This is a genomic window from uncultured Paraglaciecola sp. (assembly GCF_913020055.1).
In the GTDB taxonomy this organism is placed as follows: domain Bacteria; phylum Pseudomonadota; class Gammaproteobacteria; order Enterobacterales; family Alteromonadaceae; genus Paraglaciecola.
This window is the reverse complement of sequence record NZ_CAJWCF010000018.1, coordinates 29282-52563: the sequence shown is the minus strand read 5'-3', so window position 1 is coordinate 52563 and position 23282 is coordinate 29282. Positions and strand designations below refer to the sequence as shown.

Genomic DNA, 23282 nt, shown 5'->3' with positions numbered 1-23282 from the left:
ATAAAAGAGGTAAAGACTATGGGTATCTTCTCGCGTTTCACAGACATAGTGAACTCAAATATTAATTCCATTTTAGACAAGGCTGAAGATCCAGAAAAAATGGTGCGTCTAATCATTCAGGAAATGGAAGACACTTTGGTGGAAGTACGTTCCGCTTCAGCAAAAACTTTAGCTAGTAAGAAAGATATTTCTTCACAAATTAGCAAAGCGCAAAATGAAGCTAAGGATTGGAAAGCGAAAGCTGAGTTAGCGATCAGTAAAGATAGAGAAGATTTAGCTCGAGCTGCATTACAGGAAAAGAAAAAATGTGATGAGCATGCCAGCACATTATCATCTGAACTAAAGGTGGTCGATGAACAAATCACTAAATTACAAAGTGAAGTCGGTCAGCTACAAGATAAGCTAGCGGATGCTAAAACACGTCAGAAAGCCATTATATTGCGCCAGAAAACGGTTAGCTCTAGACTTGAAGTGAAGAAAACCCTAGATAGTGGCAAAGTTGATGCGGCAATGGGACGTTTCGAACAATATGAGCGTAAAATTGATGACTTAGAGTCACAAGTAGATGCTTACGATTTAGGTAAAAAGACCCTTGCTGATGAATTTGCAAATCTTGAGTCAGATGATGAGATTGATGATGAACTAGCGGCGATGAAGAAAAAAATGCAAAGCAAATCAACGGCTAGTAAAAAGTAAGACATATACGAGTAAAAGGAGATAAATTGTGGAAGACGTGGTTGGAATCATAATAGCACCTATCATTATTTTTATGATCTTTGTCGCTCCGATTTGGCTGATAATGCATTATCGGAGTAAAAAGCAAATGAATCAGGGATTGACTGAAGCCGAGTATGGCACATTACAGGAATTAGCTGACAGAGCCGAAAAGATGGCAGATCGCATCCATACATTAGAGTCAATTTTGGATGCTGAGGCACCAGAGTGGAGGAATAAAGTATGAAAACTTTTGGCAGTTTACATCGAGACCCAAGTAAAGGAAAAATAGCCGGAGTATGTGCTGGGATAGCGGAATACTTTGGCATGGAAATTTGGTTAGTACGAATTCTGACCTTAACTGGGTTTTTCTTGTTAGCACCGCCATTTTTCTTCGTAGGTTATATAGCAGCTTGGTTTATTTTAGAAAAAAAGCCACATGGCTTTTCAACTAAGTCTCGAAACGAAGAATCTGCATCCAGAAGCTCGCACAATAGAGCACAAGGTAAGGGCTGGCATAATGTGTCTGAGCAAGAGCCTGAAAAAGTAGTGGTAAAGTCTAAAGTTTGGCAAGCAGGTGAACCACCTAAACAGGCTTTTATGGATATAAAGCAACGCTTTGCTAAGAATGAAACGAGACTCAGAAAAATGGAAACTTATGTGACTTCACCGCAGTTTCATCTCAACAGAGAGTTAAACAAACTATAAAAAATTGTTAATGGGGCTAGTTAATTACTAGCCCTAAGTGTTGCGCTTTTCTAATAACATAAGGCTAATACAGTTTTCATGCAAACGTCCTTTTTCCAACACCCAAACATTCAAAGTACTAAACAAAAACTAAAGCTAACGACTGCTAGATTGGTTAATCACCATGTTAACTTGGCAGTGACAGGCTTGAGTGGTAGTGGAAAAACTGCGTTTATTACCTCTTTAGTTAATCAACTTATTGAAGCAAATGAAGCGGCGCAACTCCCCTTTTTCTCTGTAGTAAGAGAGTCACGACTCGTAGGGGTAAAACGCGATGTTCAACCCAACCTAACGTTTAGTCGTTTTGCCTATGAAGATGCTATGGCTAATTTGACTCAATCTTCACCTGAATGGCCCTCTTCAACAAAAGGTATCTCCCAGGTAAGGCTGCAAATAAAGTATAAAAAGAGTAGGGGGTTGAGTAAATATCTTACTGAGGATGCAACGCTAACCTTAGATATTACCGACTACCCAGGTGAGTGGCTGCTAGATTTGCCGCTTTTGGACATGGATTATGCTCAGTGGTCTACGCATTGCCAAGGCGAACTTAGTGACCCAATAAGGCATGACTTAGCCAAACCATTCTTTGATGCTGTAGAGCATTTGGATTTAAATGCAGTAGGCGACGAATTAGCCTTACAAAAAATCGCTGAGGTGTATAGCCAGTACTTAGTTGATTGTCAAAGTCGTGGTTATCAATTGTTACAACCCGGTCGATTTATTTTACCGGGTGAATTGACTGGTGCTCCGGTTTTACATTTTTTTCCTATTACTGACAAGCAACTTGAACAACAAGGAGTTGATCTTAGTAAACCAGTACAAAATAGTAATGCGGAATTATTGAGTAAACGTTTTAAACATTATAAAACCCAGGTGGTTCAACCTTTCTACAAGGAGCACTTTAAACGTTTTGACCGACAAGTAGTGTTAGTTGATTGTTTGTCAGCATTAAACCGTGGTTTTCATAGTTATCAAGACCTACAAAAAGCGTTAGATTGGCTGATGGGCAGTTTTAAATATGGCTCATCTAATGTTTTGCAACGTTTGTTCAAGCCTAAAATCGATAAGCTTGTATTTGCGGCAAGTAAAGCCGATCACATCACACCTGATCAGCAAACGAATTTGGTTAAACTGCTAGAAAGTATGCTGCATAGTGCAAGAAAACAAATACAGTTTGAAGGCGTGGTAACTGAATCGACAGCTGTGTCAGCTATCCGGGCTTCAAAGTCAGCTCTTGGTCAACTAAACGGGGAGAGCATCCCACTGCTGCAAGGAAGAAATGAGCAGGGTTCTGCGATTACATTGTTTCCGGGAGAAGTTCCACAAAGTTGCCCTGATCCTGAATTCTGGAAACAGCAACAATTTGAGTTCCCTAAATTATCACCCCCTCTTTTAAACTCAGAGCATGCATTGCCGCATATTAGAATGGATCAAGTGCTCGATTTTCTATTGGCGGATAAATTAACATGAAACAGTCTTCTCAATCCGAGGAACAAAATCAGTTGCAAAATAAATCACCTAACAGACTAAAAGGTGCATATGTGTTTAACACCCAAGAGACCGATATTCAATCACAACCTATTGTAAAACCAGCATTTATTGTGACCGATATTGACTCAGTTGAAGTAAGCGAAGATCCAATTGAAGACGGATTGTCATTGCAGTATTCAGAAAAACTTAGCGCCAAAAAAACGGGCAAAAAATGGCTAGCATTTTTGTTTGTCTTTGTGCTGTTGGCGAGTAGTGCTGAGTTAGTTTTGTTTATTATGGCACTGATTGAGCAAATGGATTGGTTAGCCGGTGTTTGGTTAGTTATTTTTTCTGCTCTTGGGATATTAGTATTACGCCAAGTCTTTGTTGAATACAGAGGATTGAAGCAACTCAAACGTCAGAACGATATTCGAAGTGAATCTGCACAAATGGCCAGTTCTAGTGTTATTGGTTTAGCTGAACAACATTGTTTGAAAATAGCCCAAACCCTGCCAACTGATTATCAGATTTTGGTAGGAAATTGGCAGGATAATCTAGAAGCGCATCACAGTGACAGTGAAGTGTTAAGTTTGTTTGAACACCAAGTGTTAGCGCCTATTGATAAATTGGCTTTAAAACAGGTCAGTAAAAATGCTTCGGCAGCAAGTGTCATGATCGCTGTTAGCCCTTTTGCTTTGTTGGATATGTTGATTGTGCTTTGGCGAAATCTGCGGATGATGAACCAAATTAGTGAAGTATATGGTTTACAACTGGGGTATTGGGGAAGAGTTAAGCTTATCCGAAAAATATTCCACACTATGGTATATGCAGGAGCTGCCGAAATCCTATCTGATGCGGGTAATTATGCCTTAGGTGCAGGTGTAACTGGCAAATTATCGACCCGAGTCGCTCAAGGAATGGGAGCTGGAGTTTTGACAGCCAGAATAGGTTTAAAGGCGATTAATGAAAGCCGTCCATTGCCTTGGTTATCCCAAGAAAAGCCCGGTTTGTCGGGCATCAGCAAGCAGTTGCTGGCTGATTTACACAACCAGTTAAGATAAACATTTTGCTTCGATGTCCCAGTGTTATTCCTTGTGAAAGAGTGTGTTTGTAAGCTTATATTTACAATTAACTAACAAAGTGAAAACACCCACTAGTCTTTTGATTTTGCGTGGGACGAGTACAATTTTGCAATCGTTAGCTAAAAAATTATTGTAATTGCATGTCAAAGAATACTCGTTATAAATCTCATCAACCAGATGAGAGTGGTCTTGTAAATTGGTCTGCTGAAGAAAATAAAATATGGGCGGCATTGTTACAAAAACAATCGAACTTACTTAAAGGAAGGGCTTGTGAGGAATATTTACATGGGCTTGAATTATTGGACTTACCCTCGGATCGTATTCCACAGTTAGCTGAAATCAACTCGGTATTAACTAAAGCTACGGGATGGCAGGTAAAACAAGTGCCATCGTTAATAAATTTTGATGAGTTTTTTAGTTTATTAGCCAATAAACAATTCCCAGTAGCGACCTTTATTCGTTCAAATGAAGAGTTTGATTATTTACAAGAGCCAGATATTTTTCATGAAATATTTGGTCATTGTCCGCTATTAACCAATCCTGCTTTCGCACATTTCACCCATACCTATGGAAAACTTGGTTATGCGGCTAGTAAAGAAGACAGAGCCTTTTTAGCCAGACTGTATTGGTTTACTGTAGAGTTTGGTTTAGTGAATACAGCGCAAGGAACTCGTGTTTATGGAGGTGGGATTTTGTCATCACCTGGTGAGACACTCTATGCCATTGAATCAGATGATTGTGTGCATCTTCCAATGAATCCTTTAGATGCATTAAGAACCCCGTATCGAATCGACATTATGCAACCAGTATATTATGCCTTGGAATCATTTGACTCTCTGTTCGATATTGCAGAAATGGATATTATGGAGTTAGTCAGCCAAGCTAAAAAGCAGGGGCTATTTACACCTAGGTTTTTACCTAAGGAAAAAAAAGTTAGTTAATTTTTGTTTAAAGTGAATGTTTTTACATACACCCACACCATTTTCATATTTGCGTTTCAGAACGATTGGAGCGCCCAAGCGTAGTTGGCCATGTAGACTTAGATTGTTAAGTCTACAAATGGTTGTTGCCTGAACCGATTTACACTCCCGCAAAATCAATCACTTTGAGATTGTCTGGATATAACCCTGCCCAAAATAGATTTGCTTGGTAGTGAAAAACGCCAAGTAATAAAGCTGTCTTAGCTCCGTTAATTGTAATAAAATCTTTACGCTAGTCTAAGTTGGGCTAGTCTAGTCTAGTCTAGTATTCAATCGGGGTTGTAAATGCGCTTAGAAGTAAACTGCCAGGATCGTTTGGGCATTGCCCAAGATGTGTTAGATATATTGGTAGAACATGAAATCGATTTGCGTGGTATTGAAATTAACGAGCTTGGGAAAATATTTCTTAACTTTCCGAATATAGAGTTTGCAGATTTTCAACATTTAATGCCTAAAATTCGCAAAATTGAAGGTATAGAAGACGTCAAAACTACGCCTTTCATGCCAATCGAGCGAGAGCAATACCAGCTTAAAGCGTTATTACAGACCTTACCCGACCCGGTATTTTCAGTGGATACTAAAGGTAAAATCATCTTGATTAATGACGCGGTTGTGTCAAGTCTAGAACTGCCTAAAAGTGACATTGTGGGTAGCGACATTGCCGAACTTCTTAAAGGGTTTAATGTTATTCGCTGGTTGGAAAGTAAAAATCCCCAAGCTCAAGCACAAAGGATTAGATTTTTAGAACAAGATTATTTGATTGATATGTTGCCTGTTATGGTGCCCGACACAGAAGGTGCAGATATATTGGCGGGAGCCGTGTTCATGCTCAAGTCTGAGCTCAGATTAGGTCAACAACTCACCGTATTTCATAAGGCAAGTGTAGACAGCTTTATTTCTATCCAAGCGGATAGTAAAGCAATGAAAAATGTGGTGAAAGAAGCCAAAAGAATGGCTGAGTTGGATGGGCCCATTATTATTTTTGGTGAAACGGGCACAGGTAAAGAAATGCTTGCTAAGGCATGCCATGAAGCCAGTAGACGTAATGAAGAGGCTTTTTTAGCATTAAATTGTGCGTCTTTACCGGATAATGTTGCTGAAGCAGAATTATTTGGCAGTGCCTCAGAGGTTAGCGGACAAGCTGATAGTAAAGTGGGGTTGTTAGAAAGAGCGAAAGGTGGCACGTTATTTTTGGATGAAGTAGGCGATATGTCTGCACAATTACAAGTAAAGCTTTTACGGGTATTGCAAGAGGGGAGTTATCGAAGAATTGGCGACGACCATGAGTTGCAGTTCGATGTTCGGATTATTTGTACTACGCAAAAAGATTTAGGTAAATTTATACAGGAAGGGCATTTTAGAGAAGATTTGTTTTACCGGTTAAATGTGTTGAGTTTAGTGTTGCCTCCTTTGCGAGAGCGCAAATCAGATATTATTGCGTTAGCAGAACGTTTCATAAAACAACACAGTGTTAAATTAGGGAGAAAGGCGCCTAAGATGACGAAAGCATGTGTTGATTATTTACAAACTTATCCTTGGCCGGGCAATGTTAGACAACTTGAAAATGCGCTTTATCGAGCAGTGTCGTTGTTAGAAGGCAAAGAACTTGAAAAAGAAAGTATTCAACTGCCGTCGTGCTCAGCAACAGTCAGTTTTGTTTCAGAGGAATTTGCTGGAAGTTTAGACGATGAGGTGAAGCGTTTTGAAAAAGATATTTTGATGCGTTTATATCCTAGTTACCCAAGCACTAGGCAGTTGGCTAAAAAACTAGGCTTAAGTCATACCGCAATCGCTAATAAATTGCGTGATTACGGCATTAATAAAAAGACGGTAAAGATTGTGTGAGCTATTTGCTTATCTATCAAAGTTGGCAGTAAACCTATTTATGCATATACACATCAGTAAATAGGTTTTCTACAAGTTCTTAATGGGCAACTCAGTGGTGTTTTTAACTTGCTTAAGGGCAAAAGTAGAACTTAGATGATCGACTAAAGGCAGGTTAGTGAGCTTGGTTTTTAGTAAATGCTCATATTCTTCGATACTTTCAACTATGACTTTTAACAAATAGTCTTTGTCTCCACTTGTGGTATGACATTCAACTATCGCATCTATACTCTGTACCGCTTTTTCAAAATCATTTAAAGACTCACCATCATGATTTTTTAAGGTGACATATATAAAGACTGATACGCCTAAATTTAACTTTTTGCTGTCTAGTAGCGTCACTTTTTGCAGAATGATTTTATCTGCTTCAAGGCGTTTTACTCTTCTCCAGCAAGGAGTATGTGATAAGCCTACTTTTTGGCTTAAGTCAGCCATTGATACCGTCGCATCCTTTTGCATGACGCGCAAAATTTCTCGATCGAATTTATCTAGTTTCATAAAATACTTTGATTAATTGAAAGTGTTAACTTAATTTCTAGCATGATGAAAGTTTAATTCTTTTTCAAGACAAAAAATAGGATATTTATCCTAGTGACACAATTCATCTGTGTTTTATCTATGCAACTAAATTTTCTGCTCAATAAAGTCGCAAAAGATGTCCTATATCTAATGAGATATGATTAGACCATGTGAACACTCATCTGGAGAAAAGAATGTCGGTTTTTGAGCATAGTGAATATGATGGACACGAACATGTGGCTTTTTGTCAGGATAAAGCTACGGGACTAAAAGCAATAATTGCTGTGCATAATTCAAACCTTGGCAACGCTCTTGGTGGTTGCCGGATGTGGCCTTATGGTAGCGACGAAGAAGCCTTGCGTGATGTACTGAGATTGTCTAAGGGAATGACTTATAAAGCAGCAATGGCGGGCCTTAAACAAGGTGGGGGTAAAGCGGTCATAATCGGTGACCCTAGGACTGAAAAAACGGTTGAAAAAATGTTGGCAATGGGTAAGTTTATTGACAGTTTATCTGGGCAATATATCAGTGCAGAAGACTCTGGTTTAACCGTTGATGACCTAAAGATGATGGGGAAGAAAACTGAATATGTTTCAGGTATTCAAGCCAAATATCATATTAATTCTGAACCTGCGGATGGGAATCCAGCTCCATCAACCGCTTATGGTGTTTTTGTAGGTCTAAAGACAAGTGTTAAACATGCTATGAACTCTGAGCTAAAAGGTGTGAAAGTAGCCATTCAGGGATTGGGGCATGTTGGCATACGCTTAGCTAAGCATTTACACAAAGAAGGGGCCCAGTTATACGTTACCGATATCCATCCAGAAAACATTGAAAAGGCAGTGAGTGAATTTGCCGCTACGGCGGTCAAACCAGAAGATATCTATGATCTAGATGTTGATGTCTTTGCCCCCTGCGCAATGGGAGCAATACTTGATGCTGAAAATATTTTCAAACTAAAAGCAAAAGTAATTGCTGGAGCGGCGAACAATCAATTAGCCAAAGAGGAGTTTGGTCAATTATTAGTGGGTAAAGGTATTTTGTACGCACCGGACTATGTAATTAATGCTGGGGGAATAATAGATATATACCATCAATCAATATCTAGCTCCGATCAAGCATTGATAAATCATATAAATAAAATTGGTGATACTTTATTAGAAATATACCAACGTGCTCAGACGCAAGGTATCGCTACCAATATTGTTGCTAACCAAATTGCTGAGGAACGATTTAGTTAATAATTAAATTGTCTTAAAAAGTGGGTTGCATCTGACATGAGCTTTGTTCATAATGCGCTCGCCTTAACTAGTCTAATTAGTTTTAGTTAAGGTTCTTCAATGGTGACCTTTCGGTCCCCTCGCAATGATACTTTGTGAACCCGGTCAGACCTGGAAGGGAGCAGCCGCAGCAAACGACTCATGTGCCGAGGTGTGGCTGGAAGGGCACCACCAATTCCTTTATCTAACTATCTTTTTCCAACTTTTTTCTAAACTATTCTGCTCTAAAAAACTCATCGCTTGTTTGACTGCATTGACCACGTTCATTTCCATTTGTTGACGTTCACTTTGGGGCATGTAAAACGACATATCCACTTCAAATCTGATATAGCGGGGCGGTATCTGATTTAACGCTAGGCAACACAAATCGGCTAAGTAATCTTCGCCTTTAGTCTTGTTTAAACCTAATAATTCAATTCTTTCTAATACTAGGTGCTCATAATAGTTATGGATATCATCATCTAACTTCATGATTTTTGGCCTCTATCGTTTTTATCCGTTAGCTAACTATAAACATGAACTAATGGTTTCGTATAGTCATTTTACAAATTGTCATTATGGTATTAATACAAAATTAGTATGCAGAAGAAATCTTTTTTCAAAACAAGTGCTTTAATAACAGGTGTAAACTAATTTTTACTTAAATGATATAAATAGTGAGCTTTTATTTATATCTTATAATCTAACTCGTTCAATAGTTGACCCTAATCCCCACTTACGTATATCATCACCTGTGAGGTTCACTACCTTTTCTATATTAAAAGTCGTTATAACGACAAAACACACTAAAAATTTGTGGTCCAGGGAGACATACATGTTTACAAATTCAAAATTGGCGAAGTCAATTCGTCTAGCTATGGCTTTTGGTGCAGCATCAACAGCTATGATTGCATCAAGTGCAGTTGTTGCTCAAGAAACACCTAGCGCAGAAGAAAAAGAGTCTTTTGAGAAAATTTCAGTTACAGGTTCTCGTATTAAGCGTATCGACGTAGAGAGCGCAAGCCCTGTTACTATCATCGGTCGTGCTGAACTTGAAGTAACTGGTTTAACTGATATCGGTGATTTTCTTCAGAGCATCCCTTCAATGTCAGGATCACCTATTGGTACAACTACCAATAATGGTGGTAATGGTTCTGTACAAGTTGATTTACGTGGTATGGGTACAGCTCGTACACTTACGCTAGTCAACGGTAAACGTGTTGTAGATGGTGGTGATTTCCAAGCAATCCCTTCAACTATGATCGAACAAGTTGAAATCTTGAAAGATGGTGCATCAGCAGTTTATGGTGCAGATGCGGTTGCGGGTGTTGTTAACATTGTAACTCGTCGTGACTTCAACGGTATTGAAATTACAGCTCAAACAGCTGATTGGAACAATACTTCCGGAGCTGGACAGAATTCATTATCTCTTATAGCAGGTAGAGAATTTGATGAAGGTAACTTTGTATTTGGTATGGAGCGAGTAGAGCAAGACGAAGCGTTCCAACGTGATACTCCTTGGGATTTCATGCAGAATTCTTTCTACATCTATCCAGGTGGTTGTGAAGCACAAGTAGCTGCTCCATATGACGGCACACCACAAGGTGGTTGTTACCCAATTGGCTCATCACGTATTCCTGAAAGTCGCTTACCTTTTTACAGCCAAGGTTTATTCTTAATTGGTACGCCAGCTACGACTCCAAACGAAGTGGGATTAATGACTCCTCACGACGGTCGTACATATAACTATGCGCCAGTAAACTATTTGCAAACTCCGTATGAAAGAACAAACATTTTCGCAGAAGCGAATTTTGAATTGTCTGATAGTGTTCGTTTCAAAGCAGAATTCCGTGGTAATCAGCGTACTTCAGCACAGCAGTTGGCTCCTCTACCATTCACTGGTGGCGACCCAATGTATAACGGTTTCTATGACGACCCAGAAACAGGCAATACAGTAGGTTTTACTGGTATTTCACAGGATAACTACTACCTTCGCCGTGCGGTTGATTCTTATAATACTGCAAACGGTACGTCGTTAGTGTACGAACCAGTAGTTAACCCTCGTCGCCGTATGATTGAAACTAACAGACGTTTCGAACAGACCATTACTCAGTACCAATGGACTGCTAGTCTTGAAGGTGACATCAATGATGATACAAGCTGGGAAGTGTTCGTAAATGAAGGTCATCGTAATAACGCTAGCCAAGACTTTGGTCAATTTGCTGGCTCGCGTTTGTTTAACGCATTAGGTCCATCAGCTGATTTGAATGGCGATGGCGCACCTGAGTGTTATCAAGATATCAATAACCCTGGTACTTTAATTGTTGGTTGTGTACCACTTAATTTGTTTGGTGGTGGTGTTGTTGATGCGGGTGGTAACCCAACCGTAACAACATTGACGCAAGAAATGTTAGATTATGTATCATTGGATACTGTAGATACAATCAACCAAGACCAGCGCACTGCAGGTGCTAACATCACTGGTATAGCAATGGAGTTGCCAGGTGGCGATTTGGGTTGGTCTGTAGGTTACAGTTACTGGAAACAGGATCTTGCTGTAATACTTGATTCAGCTAAAACAATCGGTGCAGTAACAGGGAATGTTGGTGCAAGTACCAATGGTTCTCTAGTTAATAATGCATTTTTTGGTGAGTTTTATGCGCCAGTATTTGATAACGGCGAGCAGAGTTTAGCCATAAAAGGCGGTCTTCGTTATGATGACTGGGATCAATTTGGCGAAGATACAACTTACCAAATTGGTTTAGAATTCTCGGCATCTGCTTCACTTAAATTGAGAAGTACTTACGGTACGGTATTTAGAGCGCCAACTATTGGTGATTTATTTGGTGGCCAAGTAGATAGCTTCCCAACATATAATGATCCATGTGTACCACTTGCTGGCGAGTCATTACCAGCTGGTTGTGCTCAAGTAGGTGTTCAAACAGATAGCCAAGTGTTAGCACGTGTTGGTGGTAACCCTAACCTTAAACCTGAAACAGGCGATTCATTAACTGTAGGTGTTGTATGGAATCCTGAGTTTGGTGATCACAACTTCACATTTATTGCTGATTACTGGGAACTTAGCCTAGATCAAGGTATTAGTTCTTTAGGTGTTCAATTTACCCTTGAAGATTGTTACGTTGAGCAAAATGCTGCAGCATGTGCTTTGATTACGCGTAATTCTGATTATTCAATTAACAACATTATTGATGCTCAATTGAACGTGTCTACAGAGTCGGCTGCTGGTATTGATACTGAGTTCCGTTGGAATTATCCAAGTGAAATCGGTGATTTGAGAGCAACTGTATTGTGGACTCATATGTTAGAGCGTGAACAAGTTCAGTTTGCTGGTAATCCAGTAGATGATTTTGTTGGTCGCTATGCTGGTGCAGCATTTGCTGAAGATAAAGCTAACTTTACTCTTCAATGGACTAAGGGTGATTGGTCTGTTAGTTATTTAGGTGAATACATCAGTGGATTGGAAGGTGGAACTGGATTTGGTCTAGATTACACTCAACAAATTCCATCACAGTACTACTCTGATATCGTAGGTAGCTATACTTATGAAAACATAGTTGTATCTGCTGGTATTACTAACATTACTGATGAAGCTCCTCCTTTCATGGATACTGGCTTTAACGGTAAAACTGATCCATCTACTTACCGTATGTTTGGTCAAGGTTATTACTTGCGTCTTAAGTGGACTTTCGAATAAGTCGTTAGATATAACAGAAATATGAAAAGGGCCGCTATTTAGCGGCCCTTTTTTTATATGGTGAAAATATATTTGAAAACTGACTAAGGTTTGAAGAAGAGTTGTTTGTGCAATATTGGACTAATTGATACTACTGAATAAAAAAATCAATCTTTTGCAACAAACCATCCTGTCAGTGATAGACGTGGTGCAGCAGCATAAGGTGTAACATAAGTAACAGAATGAATGTGACTTACATCAAAGATTGATAGAACGTTAAACTGAGGGGCCCATGCATCGCGTGGTGTTCCATCTTTTTCATAGAACTGCAGTAATCCGCCCCAATCAGGATGCCAGTCTTTGGTCAATCCAAGTACGAAGGCAAAACGTCTGCCACTACCGGCAATAACATCTAGATGACGTGTTAAAAAATGTCCAGGCGTGAAGCGGGTGTATTGTGTTTCAGCACCAGTAATTTCTTGGCATCCAGTAATTTGCCTTATTTTGCTTAAAACCTCTTCACTACTGATATAATCAAAAATCTGATGTAGAAATGACAATTCAACGTTAGATTGTTTGTTCGGACCGGTATTAATTCTTCTTTTGAGATAACCTTCGTATAGAAAACCTATTCCCTGGCTTGCAGCTGATGAAACTTTATTATTGATATCCCTCGCATCTTGCGGACTGAGTTTGGCTATTTCTTCCGGCGTTTTACTTTGATATTTACCGTCAATAACATAGTGCATGGAGAATGGCACGTTTTTCAAACAGGCATTATGCATTCGTTCGGCAATGCTTTGCTGCATAAAATTAGGAACCATAAGCCGCTTGTCGGTTTTAAACTCCTTAGCTAACGTTTTAATATCTAGAGCAGGATTTATCATTCTTTCTCCATTCGGCGATCATATTATTTATCTTTGCTGATTAACGTTTAATTTAACCAGAATATTACATTTCTTATAATGACTGGGCGTGTTTTTTGGCTATAAGAACCCAAGCCATTGGTAACTCTTCACCGGGAATATAGAGTTTGTCCGCAGTCTCAATAACAAAGCCTCGTTCCGTTAAATCATCTTTAATCTGTTCGAATTTTGAGTTGTTGATTGCTGATTCGCTCATAGATGACATCCGTTTTGCATAAGCACTTAATTCTTCTTCCATTCTATTAAGCCAGGCTAAAACGTCTGCTGATTCATAATGTTGAATGCGTTGGTGAATTTGCCCCACATCGTTATATAGTCGAGAAATTGAGTCCCCAGCGACGTGTGAGCCATATTCCCGCATAATTGACTCGAGTTCCATAATAGCAGGAGCGAGTTGTTTGGAGGATTGCTCATAGGGTTTACGATCTGCACCCTTGATCGACTTGAATCCAGCATCAAACATTTCTATGGCTAATTGAATGAAGCCTGACGTTTGGGTTCGTTCAATAGCAATGAAACTTTGTTGGCACTCTAGATGAATACTACTTGCATCACAATGCATCAGTAACACCATGGAGCCACTATCTGCTAACAATCTTGCAGCTTCAAGGATGGCATCATGACCGGCATATTCAATACCATATTGACTGGTTACTATATCAAAACTGCCTGTTTCTTTAGGTACTGAGTTGGCATTGGAAACAATGCCTTTAACTTTTGGGTATCGGCTGTGAATATTTTTAATTGCAGCTTCAGAAACATCCAAAGAATAGAGTTCGTTTGGAATTTGCTCGAACGCCTCCAATGCACATTCGATAACAGCTCCATTACCGCTGGCAATATCTAAAATATTAGGATTATTATAATTCTGTTTTGCACTGTTAAAAAACTCGATCCAGAATGCTCGAATGGCAGGGTGACTAACACCACCACTAGTGAAAGCACCAGTGTCGTTCGTTCCTCGCCAGTATTTATCCCAGCTTTTACTGGTCTGAGAAGTGTTAGATATCATATTATTCATAGTGTCCAAACTGCATTAATAATGCGTTAGTATAACAACCACATTTCTTTAATAACACTAGCATTCTGCATCGAATAGATTAATTTTCTGAATGAGGGTTTTGCCTACAAAGTTAAAGCTTTTAATGATAATTGCTGTAATAATATTTCATAATGAGACGTAAAAATGACTTTAAATAATGACTATAAATTCCACACAATTGAGTGAAAAAGCTAGACATGCAGTGCGAATTCAAGACTGGGGAACAGTTTCAGCTTGCGCTAATTCAATTATTCAGCAAGACATCAACAATCCAGAAGGCTACTTTTTATCTGGTTTAATTGAAAGAGTCTCAAACCGCCCTGCAAAAGCGGCAAAGGCTTTTGAACGGGCCCTCGAATTGGATGAAAGACGTTATGATGCCGCCATTGAATTGGCTAACCAATACTCGATAGCGAGACGCAACGGCGATGTTGCAAATCTTCTGGCTAAATATGAAGATAAGTTGGCAAACAGTTCAATGTATCTGGATTTAGCTGGGACGGTTTATACTGACATCGGAATGCCAGAAAAAGCTTGGCCTTTGTACCAAAAGGCGAATGAATTGCAGCCGGGAGTTGATCTTTTTCAAGCAAATTTGGCGGCTTGCGGTGTATTTTTAGGTAAAATAGATGAATCTAAAAAAATATACCAATCTCTACTAAAACGTTTCCCGAATCATCAACGAAATCACTATCAATTGGCGCGTCTTAGTAAAGCTAAGGACACATCGCACATACAGCAGATGCAGGAAATACTCAAAAGCACAGGTGCTACAGAAGACAAAAATATCTTTATGTATTATGCGCTTGGCAAGGAGCTTGAAGATCTTGAACGTTGGCAAGAATCATACAGCTATTACAAAAAAGGCGGGGATGCCGTATGCAATGTTGCCAAATATGAGATAAATAATGACATTGCCTTAATTGATAAAATTATAGATGTTTGCAACAAGGATTGGTTGGTTCAAGGGGCTGTAAAGCAGAGTAAATCTCCATCTAAAAAAACGCCCATATTTATTGTTGGTTTGCCTCGTACCGGAACAACATTAACTGAACGAATAATTTCAAGCCACTCACTTGTTGAGAGTGTTGGTGAAACACAGTTTTTGCAAATGGTATTACGTCGTGAAAGCGGGGTGCAGAGCATTGAAAATATGACTGCTGAGATGATTGAAGCATTAGTCGATTCAGATCCGGAAACTATCGCCAAATGTTACATTGACAGTGTTAATTATAGACTCGCAAAAGAACCGTTCTTTATAGATAAACTGCCTTTTAATTTCTTGTTTCTGGGTTTTATTGCCAAGGCTTGGCCTGACGCGCGAATAGTTCACCTTGGTCGTAATCCCATGGATGCCTGCTTCTCAATGTACAAACAAATATTTACTTGGGCATATAAGTTTTCATATTCGCTCGAAGGATTAGGGCAGTATTATGTGGCTTATGATCGGTTGCGCAACCATTGGCGTGACGTATTGCAAGAACGCTTGATAGAAGTTGAATATGAATTTTTAGTTTCAGATACAGAAAATCAAACACGATTATTGCTTGATAAATTAGGTTTAGATTTTGAGCGGTCTTGTCTTGATTTTGATCAGAATAAAGCGCCTAGCGCTACCGCAAGTTCAGTGCAAATTCGAGAAAAAACACATGATCGCTCAATTAATAAATGGCAGCGTTTTAGTGATGAACTTAATCCATTAAAAGAGTATTTAGAAAGTGCAGGTATTAATGTTAAATAATAAAAATACAAACGTTCAGGCTACCTTGGTTTCAAATGGATAAACAAAGAGTGCACCAAGAATTGTCACAGCTAAGCCAGCAAGCTAGATTCTCAGTACAACAAAAAAATTGGCCAAATGTATACGCGTTTGCTCAAAAAATTATCGCTTTAGATAAGAATGACCCAGAGGGATATTTTCTTGGGGGCTTAGCTGAAAAGGCTGCGGGAAGATATGAATCAGCTATCGAAGCTTTTACTCGGACACTTAATCTTGGGCCGCAAAGATATGATGCAGCAATAGAACTATCCCAAGTCTTTTTATTGTTACTAAGGCATAGTGAAGCCTATGATTTACTTAATAATTATGAACAACAGCTAAGCAACAGCCCATTTTATCTAAATATGGCGGCGAATATTTTCTCAGGCCTTGGATTACACACCAGAGCCTGGCCTTTGTATGAACAAGCTAATATGCTTCAGCCCAATATAGATCCGTTCAGAGCCAACCTTGCAGCTTGTGGCGTTTTATTGGGAAAAGTCAAAGAATCGAAAGCTATTTATAGGGATCTTGCTAACAAATACCCTCAACATCAGAAAAATCACTATGAACTTTCAAAATTAGAACCTGCAAAAAATGACATGCATATTGAACAAATGCAGAAGATTCTCAAAGATACTAAGTCTCCTCCAGAGAAAAATATTTTTATGTATTATGCCTTAGGTAAAGAATTAGAAGATCTTGGGCGTTGGAAAGAGTCGTTTGAATATTATCAAAAGGCAGGGGAGGCAGTTTTAAGTGTCGCTAATTATGATGTGGCTGATGAAATTAGAGTGATTGAAAGTATTATAAATACGTGCAATCTAGATTGGTTATCGACAGGTAAAACTCCTAGTCCAACACTGAAATCGGTCAAAACTCCTGTTTTTGTTGTTGGTTTACCTCGAACAGGTACTACATTAGTTGAGCGTATTTTGTCATCTCATTCACAAGTTGAAAGCGCAGATGAAACATTCTTTATGCAAATGGCTATTCGACATGTCAGCGGAGCCGTTGGCATCAATGAGCCTGGCGAAAAAGTGATTGAAAAGGCAGCGGGTAAAGATATTCAGCTCATCGCTCGACATTATATGAATTCAGTTGAGTATCGCTTATCTGATCGACCAATGTTTATCGATAAGTATCCTTATAATTATCTCTACCTTGGTTTCATTGCAAAAGCTTTTCCTCAAGCCAAAATTATTTACCTTAAACGAAATCCAATGGACGCTTGTTTTGCAATGTTTAAACAATCGTTTTTTAAATTTGCTTATTCTCTTGAAGATTTAGGCAGATATTATGTTGCTCAGGACAAATTACGAAAGCATTGGCAGTCAATGCTTGGTGACCGAATAATTGAAGTTGATTACGATTCGCTTGTAGCGAATCAAGAATTCAAAACAAAAGAAATGCTAAATCAAGTAGGGGTGGAATTTGAACCTGCTTGTTTAGAATTTGAAAAAAACACTGCGTCTAGCGCTACAGCCAGTACGTTACAAGTTCGTGAAAAAATTCATACCCGTTCGATCAATAAATGGAAAAATTTCGTTGATGAACTAGAGCCGTTAAAAACATTTCTTACCCAAGCTGGTATTAAAATAAAGTAACTATTTAAGTTTCTACACCAAGATATCAACTTAATAATATGCGTAATAATGTTGTGATATCTTAAACAATTAAATTGCCAAGCTTTTTTATTAGGCTCCAACAGATGGCAATCTCATTGAGATCTAGCTAACAGACAATGAGATGATTTTAGCCTCTATAACTGAACGAAATTTTGCTCGTATCAGCTAAAATAGTGCATACCACCAACAGTTGACGGTTAGCTAAAATTAATAACAGACTGAAGTTGCTTCATAGTGACTATATTCAGAAGAATTTACATATTGGCAACATCTTTGTGCTGGTGGAAAAATTCGCGCCTGTAATTTTATTTGGCAGAGTCAAAGGACTTTATTCGAGCTATTTACTGTTGTTCTAGATGCTTAGGTGACTATTTTATGAACGTCCAGCCATCAAATTTAATAAATAATATGTTTATGGACTGTAGTTTCTTGACAATTTAGTTACATACGTGTGAATATTCCTAGGTCTTAGTCTCTAGATCTATAGAGTCTAAGCCCCTTTAACAAACAGAACTTTAAAGCCCCTTGTCGACGAAATACATGGCTCGACGAGGATTCAAAACAAGAAAATTGGTTGGGAATTATGTCCAAAATGAGCAAGAGAAACCTTATTGCTTCTGCCGTCGTTGGTGCTTTAGCACTGGGTAGCAGCGCCGTTGTCTCTGCAGATCCGTTAAATGAGCTTCATAAAGAAGAAGCTAAGATTCATGCGGCTGCAGCGAAATCCCAAGAGAAAATAAACAACCTGTATGAACAGTCACAGGAGTTGTTTGTTGAGTATCGTGGGATCGTTGACGAAACAGAAAATCTGAAAGTGTACAACGACTATGTTGCAACACTTGTTGCTGATCAGCAACGCAGCATTGATTCATTGCAAACTCAGATTGATGGTATTGGTGGCATTGAGCGTGGCATAGTTCCGCTAATGTTTAGAATGATTGATAGTTTAGAGCAATTTATTGCTCTTGATGTGCCAATCAATCTTGAAGAACGTAAAGAGCGCGTAGAGCGTTTACGTGACATTATGGCGAATTCAAATGTCACAGTATCAGAACGTTTCCGTCAGGTTGTTGAAGCGTATCAAATCGAAAACCAAATGGGTGCTGCAAGTTCAATTCGCGCTTATCAAGGTAAGTTGGATTATCAAGGTACTGAAATTACGGTAGATTTCTTCAATCTTGGTAGAACAGCACACTTAGCTTTGTCCCTAGATGGGAAAAATGCTTGGGTTTGGGATAATGATAATAGAGCTTGGGAAGAATTGGGCGCTGAGTACATAAGCGCAGTTGTTACAGCTGTGAAAATGGCGAACAAATTGACACCACCTGATCTTCTTAAACTACCAATCAAAGCTGCGGAGTAATATTGATGAAAACTGTATTTAAATCCATATTAGCTGCTGCGTCGATCACACTAATGGCGTCTTCAGCACAAGCGGCGACTTCGTTAGAAGATCTTCTTCAAGAAGTTAAAAATAATCGTGTATCCGAAGCACGCATAAATAAACAACGTGAAGCGGAGTTCCAATCAGCTCGTGCCGACAAACAAGCTTTAGTTAGAAAGGCGAAAGCCGACCTCAAAGCTGAGAAGTCTCGCGGTGACAGATTGCAAAAAGCATTTGCCGACAATGAAGTTAGATTAGCCGAAAAAGAAGTTGAATTAATCGCAGCTACCGGCAATTTAGGTGAAATGTTTGGTGTAGTTCGTCAAGCGTCACAAGAAGCTTATGGCCAAATCTCTACTTCTATTGTTAGTGCTGAATTCCCAGGGCGTGGTGCATTTTTGAAACGTATGTCTGAAGAATCTAAAGGCCTTCCTAATATTAAAGAGTTGGAAGATCTTTGGTATGCACTACAAACAGAAATGACCGAACAAGGACGAGTTTCGCGTTTTACTACTGAAGTCGTCAGCTTGGATGGTGGTTCTACACAACAAGAAGTGATTCGAGTTGGAACATTCAACCTAATTGGTGAGCAAGGCTATTTAGCTTACGATTACGAAAATGAAATGGTTCAACCTTTAGGTCGTCAACCTGATGGATACTTAGTGAGTTCTGCTTTTGAGCTTAGAAATGCCACCTCAGGTCTTGTTCCTTTTTATGCGGATCCTTCAAGCGGCGGTATTCTTAGTTTGTTGAAAGAAAAAGCAACAATGGAAGAACGTTATCATGCAGGTGGTCCAGTGGGATACACCATTACTGTTATGTTGTTTATCGGACTTCTAATAGGTATCTACAAAGTTGTTACTCTTACCTTAGTTGGTGGAAAAATGAAGTCGCAACTTAAAAATATCTCTAATCCATCAAGCAGTAATCCTCTTGGACGTATATTGAAAGTTTACGGTGAAAATAAAACCGCTGATGCTGAAAGCTTAGAGTTGAAGCTTGATGAAGCGATTCTGAAAGAGTTACCTAGAATTGAAAGTGGTATCAATATCATTAAGATTTTTGCTGCAATTGCTCCTCTATTAGGTTTGTTAGGAACCGTTATTGGTATGATTGAAACTTTCCAACAAATTACCTTGTTCGGTACAGGTGACCCTAAATTGATGGCGGGTAGTATTTCAATGGCATTGGTAACTACTGCATTGGGTATTATTGCTGCTTTACCATTATTGCTGACGCACAGTATTGTTGCCGGACGTAGTAAGTCAATTGTACATATTCTCGATGAGCAGACTGCTGGCATCATAGCTACGCATGCTGAGACGGAGAAAGCCTAAATGTTATTTCTGATAGAACAATGGGAGTCTGTCAGGGATTTTATTGCTGCTGGCGGTGACGTGCTTTATGTTGTCGCAGCTGCGCTCTTTCTTATGTGGGCATTTATGATAGAGCGCTTTTGGTATTTAGCTTCAGTTTTCCCAAAACTCAGAGATAAGATTATCTCTGATTGGGATTCACGTGAAGACACTACCTCATGGTATGCGCATAGAATCCGTGATACATGGATTTCACAAGCTTCAGATGGCCTTGGTACAAGAATGTTATTAATTAAAACGCTTGTTGCTATGTGCCCTCTAATTGGTCTGTTGGGAACAGTTACCGGCATGATCGGTGTGTTCGAAACCATGGCAACTCAGGGTACAAGTAACCCTCGTCTAATGGCTGCGGGCATTTCTATGGCGACTATTCCTACTATGGCAGGAATGGTAGCTGCTTTATCTGGTGTTTTCTTTAGTTCTCGTTTAGAAGCTAAAGTGAAGATGGCTAGAGAAAAGCTAGTAGATGCCTTACCCCATCATTAAAGAGAGGATCTTATGGGTCGTAAAGTTCGAGTAGAAGAAGATGCAACAATTGATATGACACCTATGCTAGACATAGTGTTCATCATGTTGATCTTCTTCATTGTTACCACTGTTTTTGTGAAAGAAGCGGGGATTGAAGTCAATAAACCTAATGGTTCACTGGCTGTTATGCCCAAAAATGCAAATATTTTCATTGCAATAACAGAAGATGGAAAAGTTTGGATTGATAAACGTCCGGTTGAAACGGATCTTGTTCGTTCTAATTTAGAGCGTTTAATGGCTGAACAGCCTTCTGACGTAATCATCATTCAAGCTGACAAAAAGGCCGAACATGGTCTGGTTGTTGAGGTTATGGATCAAATAAAAGCGGCTGGTATTGATCGCATCTCAATTGCAACGGCAGGTAGTTAATATGGGTCGGTTAATAGTTTCTATATTGTTAGGTGGTGTAATCGCCTTCATACTTTTTATTGTCATGGCAGAGTTGATTTCTAATTCTGGAAGACCACCTCCAAAAGCCGGTGAAACAGTTGTAATTGATATTGTTATGGCTACGCCTGACGATGCGACACAGCTGAGACAAAGGGTGCCACCACCACCACCACCACCGCCTAAACAGCCTCCTAAAATTGAGCCGGTTGAGCCGGATGTGGCTGAAGTTGATGCAGATGGCTTAAGTTTCAGTATGCCTAGTGTTGATGTAGGTGGGGCGTCGGTGAATATTGGTAGTGTTGGTGCGATGCGTGATGGTGATGCAACACCTATAGTGCGAATCGAACCTAAGTATCCTGTTCAGGCCGCCCGTGACGGTAAAGAAGGATGGGTTAAACTGTCTTTTACTATCAATGAAGTGGGTGGCGTTGAAGACGTCAAAGTTATCGAGGCCGATCCAAAGCGAGTATTTGATCGTGAAGCGAGACGAGCTTTAGGTAAGTGGAAATACAAGCCTAAAATTGAAGATGGTAAACCGATGAAGCAATATGGGTTAACAGTGCAACTAGACTTTAAGTTGGATCAATCATAATGAATAAACATCTAAAACATTTATGTGTGGTTTCAGTGATGTCTGTTGCCGCAATTATACCTACGACTGTTTTTGCTCAGGTATCTGCTCCGATTGCCTGTCCCGATTATAAGCGTGGACCAACTAACATTCCTGGTCAAAAAGTAGGGAAGAAAGTTGGTAAAGCGTTAGAAGCTTATAATAATGACTTGATTGATGAAGCGTTGAATATTCTTTATGAGATTGACACTTCTAATACATTTGATAGAGCGTTTACCGACAGGTTTATTGGTAACCTTCTAGCTACTCAAACGGGTAAAGCAAAACAATCCATTGAGTACCTACAAAAAGCTGTAGCGCCTAGTAAGTTAAATGATGTTGAGCAAGTTGGTACTATTAAGTTGATAGCTGACTTAAGTTTGCAGGAAGAGCAATACGATATTGCAATTAAGTCTTATAAACAGTGGCTTAAAGTAACTTGTAAAGAAGACTTTGATGTCTACTTTAGAATGGCTAATGCGTATTATCAAACTCAGAAGTATGCTGAAATTATTGAGCCGATTAATAAGGCGATAGCCTTAGCTAAAAAGCCTAATAAAACTGCTTACGCCTTGAAAATGACTTCTTATTACAACCGTAAAATGTATAAAGAAACGATTGATGTGCAGGAAGAAAGCGTTAGAGTATTTCCTGAGGACGGCTCTCAATGGACTCAGCTTGGATTCTTTTATTTGTTAGTTGAAGATAATAAGAAGGCATTGTCTACATTTGAGATTGCTTATAATCAAGGTTTTGTTACTAAAGCAGCTGAGATTAAAGCGCTTAGTCAGTTATATTCGATGAATAATATACCTGTGAAAGCAGCTCAAATTTTGGAAAAGCATCTTAAATCTGGCTTAATTAAAAAAGAAGAAAGAATGCTGACAAGCGTGGCATCATCATATTCACAAGCTAAAGAGTTTAAAGAAGCTGCTGATTATTATGGTCAATCTGCTTTGTTGGCGTCTGACCCAGATTTATTCCAGAAACAAGGTACTGTTTATTATGCAATGGAGAAATATAGCGAAGCTGTTGTTGCTCTTCAAAAGGCATTGGATGGAGGCTCTGATAAGAAAGGTTCTATCCATTTAGCTATGATGCAAGCTCACTTTGATAAAGGTGACTTTAGGTCGGCTTATAAACATGTATTGGAAGCAAAAAAGGATAGGTCCACAGCTCGGAATGCTAGAAGTTGGGAACCTTATATTAAAGAAAAAGCTAAAAACCGCGGTATTAGGCTTTAATGAAAAAAGCTCCCATAGGGAGCTTTTTTTACGTTTTAATTTGGAT

General features: G+C 39.2%; 21 protein-coding genes and 1 other RNA gene. 18 read left to right on the top strand and 4 right to left on the bottom strand.

The window, feature by feature from the left end; translation table 11 throughout:
* Positions 1-18 precede the first annotated feature (18 nt).
* The 7 genes from pspA to tyrR all read left to right on the top strand — a co-directional run bounded on the left by pspA (position 19) and on the right by tyrR (position 6838).
* Positions 19-696, top strand: a complete 678-nt coding sequence (gene pspA, locus QZ488_RS05930) for a phage shock protein PspA (RefSeq protein ID WP_293746896.1) — start codon at positions 19-21, stop codon at positions 694-696.
* Between the two features lie 28 nt (positions 697-724).
* Complete coding sequence (pspB, locus tag QZ488_RS05925) at positions 725-961, top strand: envelope stress response membrane protein PspB (RefSeq protein WP_293746895.1); 237 nt, start codon at positions 725-727, stop codon at positions 959-961.
* Positions 958-1422, top strand: coding sequence for an envelope stress response membrane protein PspC (pspC, locus tag QZ488_RS05920; RefSeq protein WP_293746894.1), 465 nt, complete (start codon positions 958-960; stop codon positions 1420-1422). The genes pspB and pspC overlap by 4 nt, the downstream gene beginning before the upstream one ends.
* A 78-nt stretch (positions 1423-1500) precedes the next feature.
* Positions 1501-2931, top strand: a complete 1431-nt coding sequence (locus QZ488_RS05915) for a YcjX family protein (protein ID WP_293746892.1) — start codon at positions 1501-1503, stop codon at positions 2929-2931.
* Positions 2928-3992: a TIGR01620 family protein gene (locus QZ488_RS05910; RefSeq protein WP_293746891.1), complete on the top strand. Its 1065-nt coding sequence runs from the start codon at positions 2928-2930 to the stop codon at positions 3990-3992. Before QZ488_RS05915 ends, QZ488_RS05910 begins: the two co-directional genes overlap by 4 nt.
* 161 nt (positions 3993-4153) lie before the next feature.
* Positions 4154-4954, top strand: coding sequence for a phenylalanine 4-monooxygenase (gene phhA / locus QZ488_RS05905; protein WP_293746889.1), 801 nt, complete (start codon positions 4154-4156; stop codon positions 4952-4954).
* Positions 4955-5278: 324 nt separating this feature from the next.
* Entirely contained in the window at positions 5279-6838 is a 1560-nt protein-coding gene (tyrR, locus tag QZ488_RS05900; RefSeq protein WP_293746887.1) for a transcriptional regulator TyrR, read from the top strand.
* A 69-nt stretch (positions 6839-6907) separates the two neighbouring features.
* Here tyrR and QZ488_RS05895 read toward each other — a convergent pair whose 3' ends face one another.
* Positions 6908-7375, bottom strand: coding sequence for an Lrp/AsnC family transcriptional regulator (locus QZ488_RS05895; RefSeq protein WP_293746886.1), 468 nt, complete (start codon positions 7373-7375; stop codon positions 6908-6910).
* Between the two features lie 215 nt (positions 7376-7590).
* On the opposite strand from QZ488_RS05895, the gene QZ488_RS05890 reads away from it, so the two are divergent.
* The gene (locus QZ488_RS05890) at positions 7591-8637 is read left to right on the top strand and encodes a Glu/Leu/Phe/Val dehydrogenase dimerization domain-containing protein (protein ID WP_293746885.1); all 1047 of its coding nucleotides are present in this window, start codon (positions 7591-7593) and stop codon (positions 8635-8637) included.
* 108 nt (positions 8638-8745) lie between these two features.
* An RNA gene (ffs, locus tag QZ488_RS05885) (signal recognition particle sRNA small type) lies at positions 8746-8842 on the top strand.
* Between the two features lie 14 nt (positions 8843-8856).
* Here ffs and QZ488_RS05880 read toward each other — a convergent pair.
* Entirely contained in the window at positions 8857-9147 is a 291-nt protein-coding gene (locus tag QZ488_RS05880; protein WP_293746884.1) for a late competence development ComFB family protein, read from the bottom strand.
* A gap of 343 nt (positions 9148-9490) precedes the next feature.
* Between QZ488_RS05880 and QZ488_RS05875 the strand changes: the two genes are divergently transcribed.
* The gene (locus QZ488_RS05875; RefSeq protein WP_293746883.1) at positions 9491-12370 is read left to right on the top strand and encodes a TonB-dependent receptor; all 2880 of its coding nucleotides are present in this window, start codon (positions 9491-9493) and stop codon (positions 12368-12370) included.
* Positions 12371-12516: 146 nt separating this feature from the next.
* Here QZ488_RS05875 and QZ488_RS05870 read toward each other — a convergent pair whose 3' ends face one another.
* Positions 12517-13236, bottom strand: coding sequence for a 2OG-Fe(II) oxygenase family protein (locus QZ488_RS05870; protein ID WP_293746882.1), 720 nt, complete (start codon positions 13234-13236; stop codon positions 12517-12519).
* Positions 13237-13309: 73 nt separating this feature from the next.
* A complete protein-coding gene (locus QZ488_RS05865) occupies positions 13310-14296 on the bottom strand; it encodes a class I SAM-dependent methyltransferase (protein WP_293746881.1) in 987 nt (328 codons plus the stop codon).
* 178 nt (positions 14297-14474) lie between these two features.
* Between QZ488_RS05865 and QZ488_RS05860 the strand changes: the two genes are divergently transcribed.
* The 8 genes from QZ488_RS05860 (at position 14475) to QZ488_RS05825 (ending at position 23236) form a co-directional block, all read left to right on the top strand.
* On the top strand, positions 14475-16058 hold the full coding sequence (locus tag QZ488_RS05860) for a tetratricopeptide repeat-containing sulfotransferase family protein (RefSeq protein ID WP_293746880.1): 1584 nt from the start codon (positions 14475-14477) through the stop codon (positions 16056-16058).
* A 35-nt stretch (positions 16059-16093) separates the two neighbouring features.
* Positions 16094-17683 carry a tetratricopeptide repeat-containing sulfotransferase family protein gene (locus QZ488_RS05855; protein ID WP_293746879.1) on the top strand — a complete coding sequence of 530 codons (1590 nt, stop codon included), beginning with the start codon at positions 16094-16096 and terminating at the stop codon, positions 17681-17683.
* A gap of 613 nt (positions 17684-18296) precedes the next feature.
* On the top strand, positions 18297-19067 hold the full coding sequence (locus tag QZ488_RS05850) for a DUF3450 domain-containing protein (protein WP_293746878.1): 771 nt from the start codon (positions 18297-18299) through the stop codon (positions 19065-19067).
* Positions 19068-19072: 5 nt separating this feature from the next.
* A complete protein-coding gene (locus tag QZ488_RS05845) occupies positions 19073-20425 on the top strand; it encodes a MotA/TolQ/ExbB proton channel family protein (protein WP_293746877.1) in 1353 nt (450 codons plus the stop codon).
* Positions 20426-20950, top strand: a complete 525-nt coding sequence (locus QZ488_RS05840; RefSeq protein WP_293746876.1) for a MotA/TolQ/ExbB proton channel family protein — start codon at positions 20426-20428, stop codon at positions 20948-20950.
* Positions 20951-20962: 12 nt separating this feature from the next.
* Positions 20963-21361 (top strand): biopolymer transporter ExbD, encoded by a 399-nt coding sequence (locus QZ488_RS05835; RefSeq protein ID WP_293746874.1) that lies wholly within the window; start codon positions 20963-20965, stop codon positions 21359-21361.
* Between the two features lies 1 nt (position 21362).
* The gene (locus QZ488_RS05830) at positions 21363-21974 is read left to right on the top strand and encodes an energy transducer TonB (protein WP_293746873.1); all 612 of its coding nucleotides are present in this window, start codon (positions 21363-21365) and stop codon (positions 21972-21974) included.
* Entirely contained in the window at positions 21974-23236 is a 1263-nt protein-coding gene (locus QZ488_RS05825; protein ID WP_293746872.1) for a hypothetical protein, read from the top strand. The genes QZ488_RS05830 and QZ488_RS05825 overlap by 1 nt, the downstream gene beginning before the upstream one ends.
* Positions 23237-23282 lie beyond the last annotated feature (46 nt).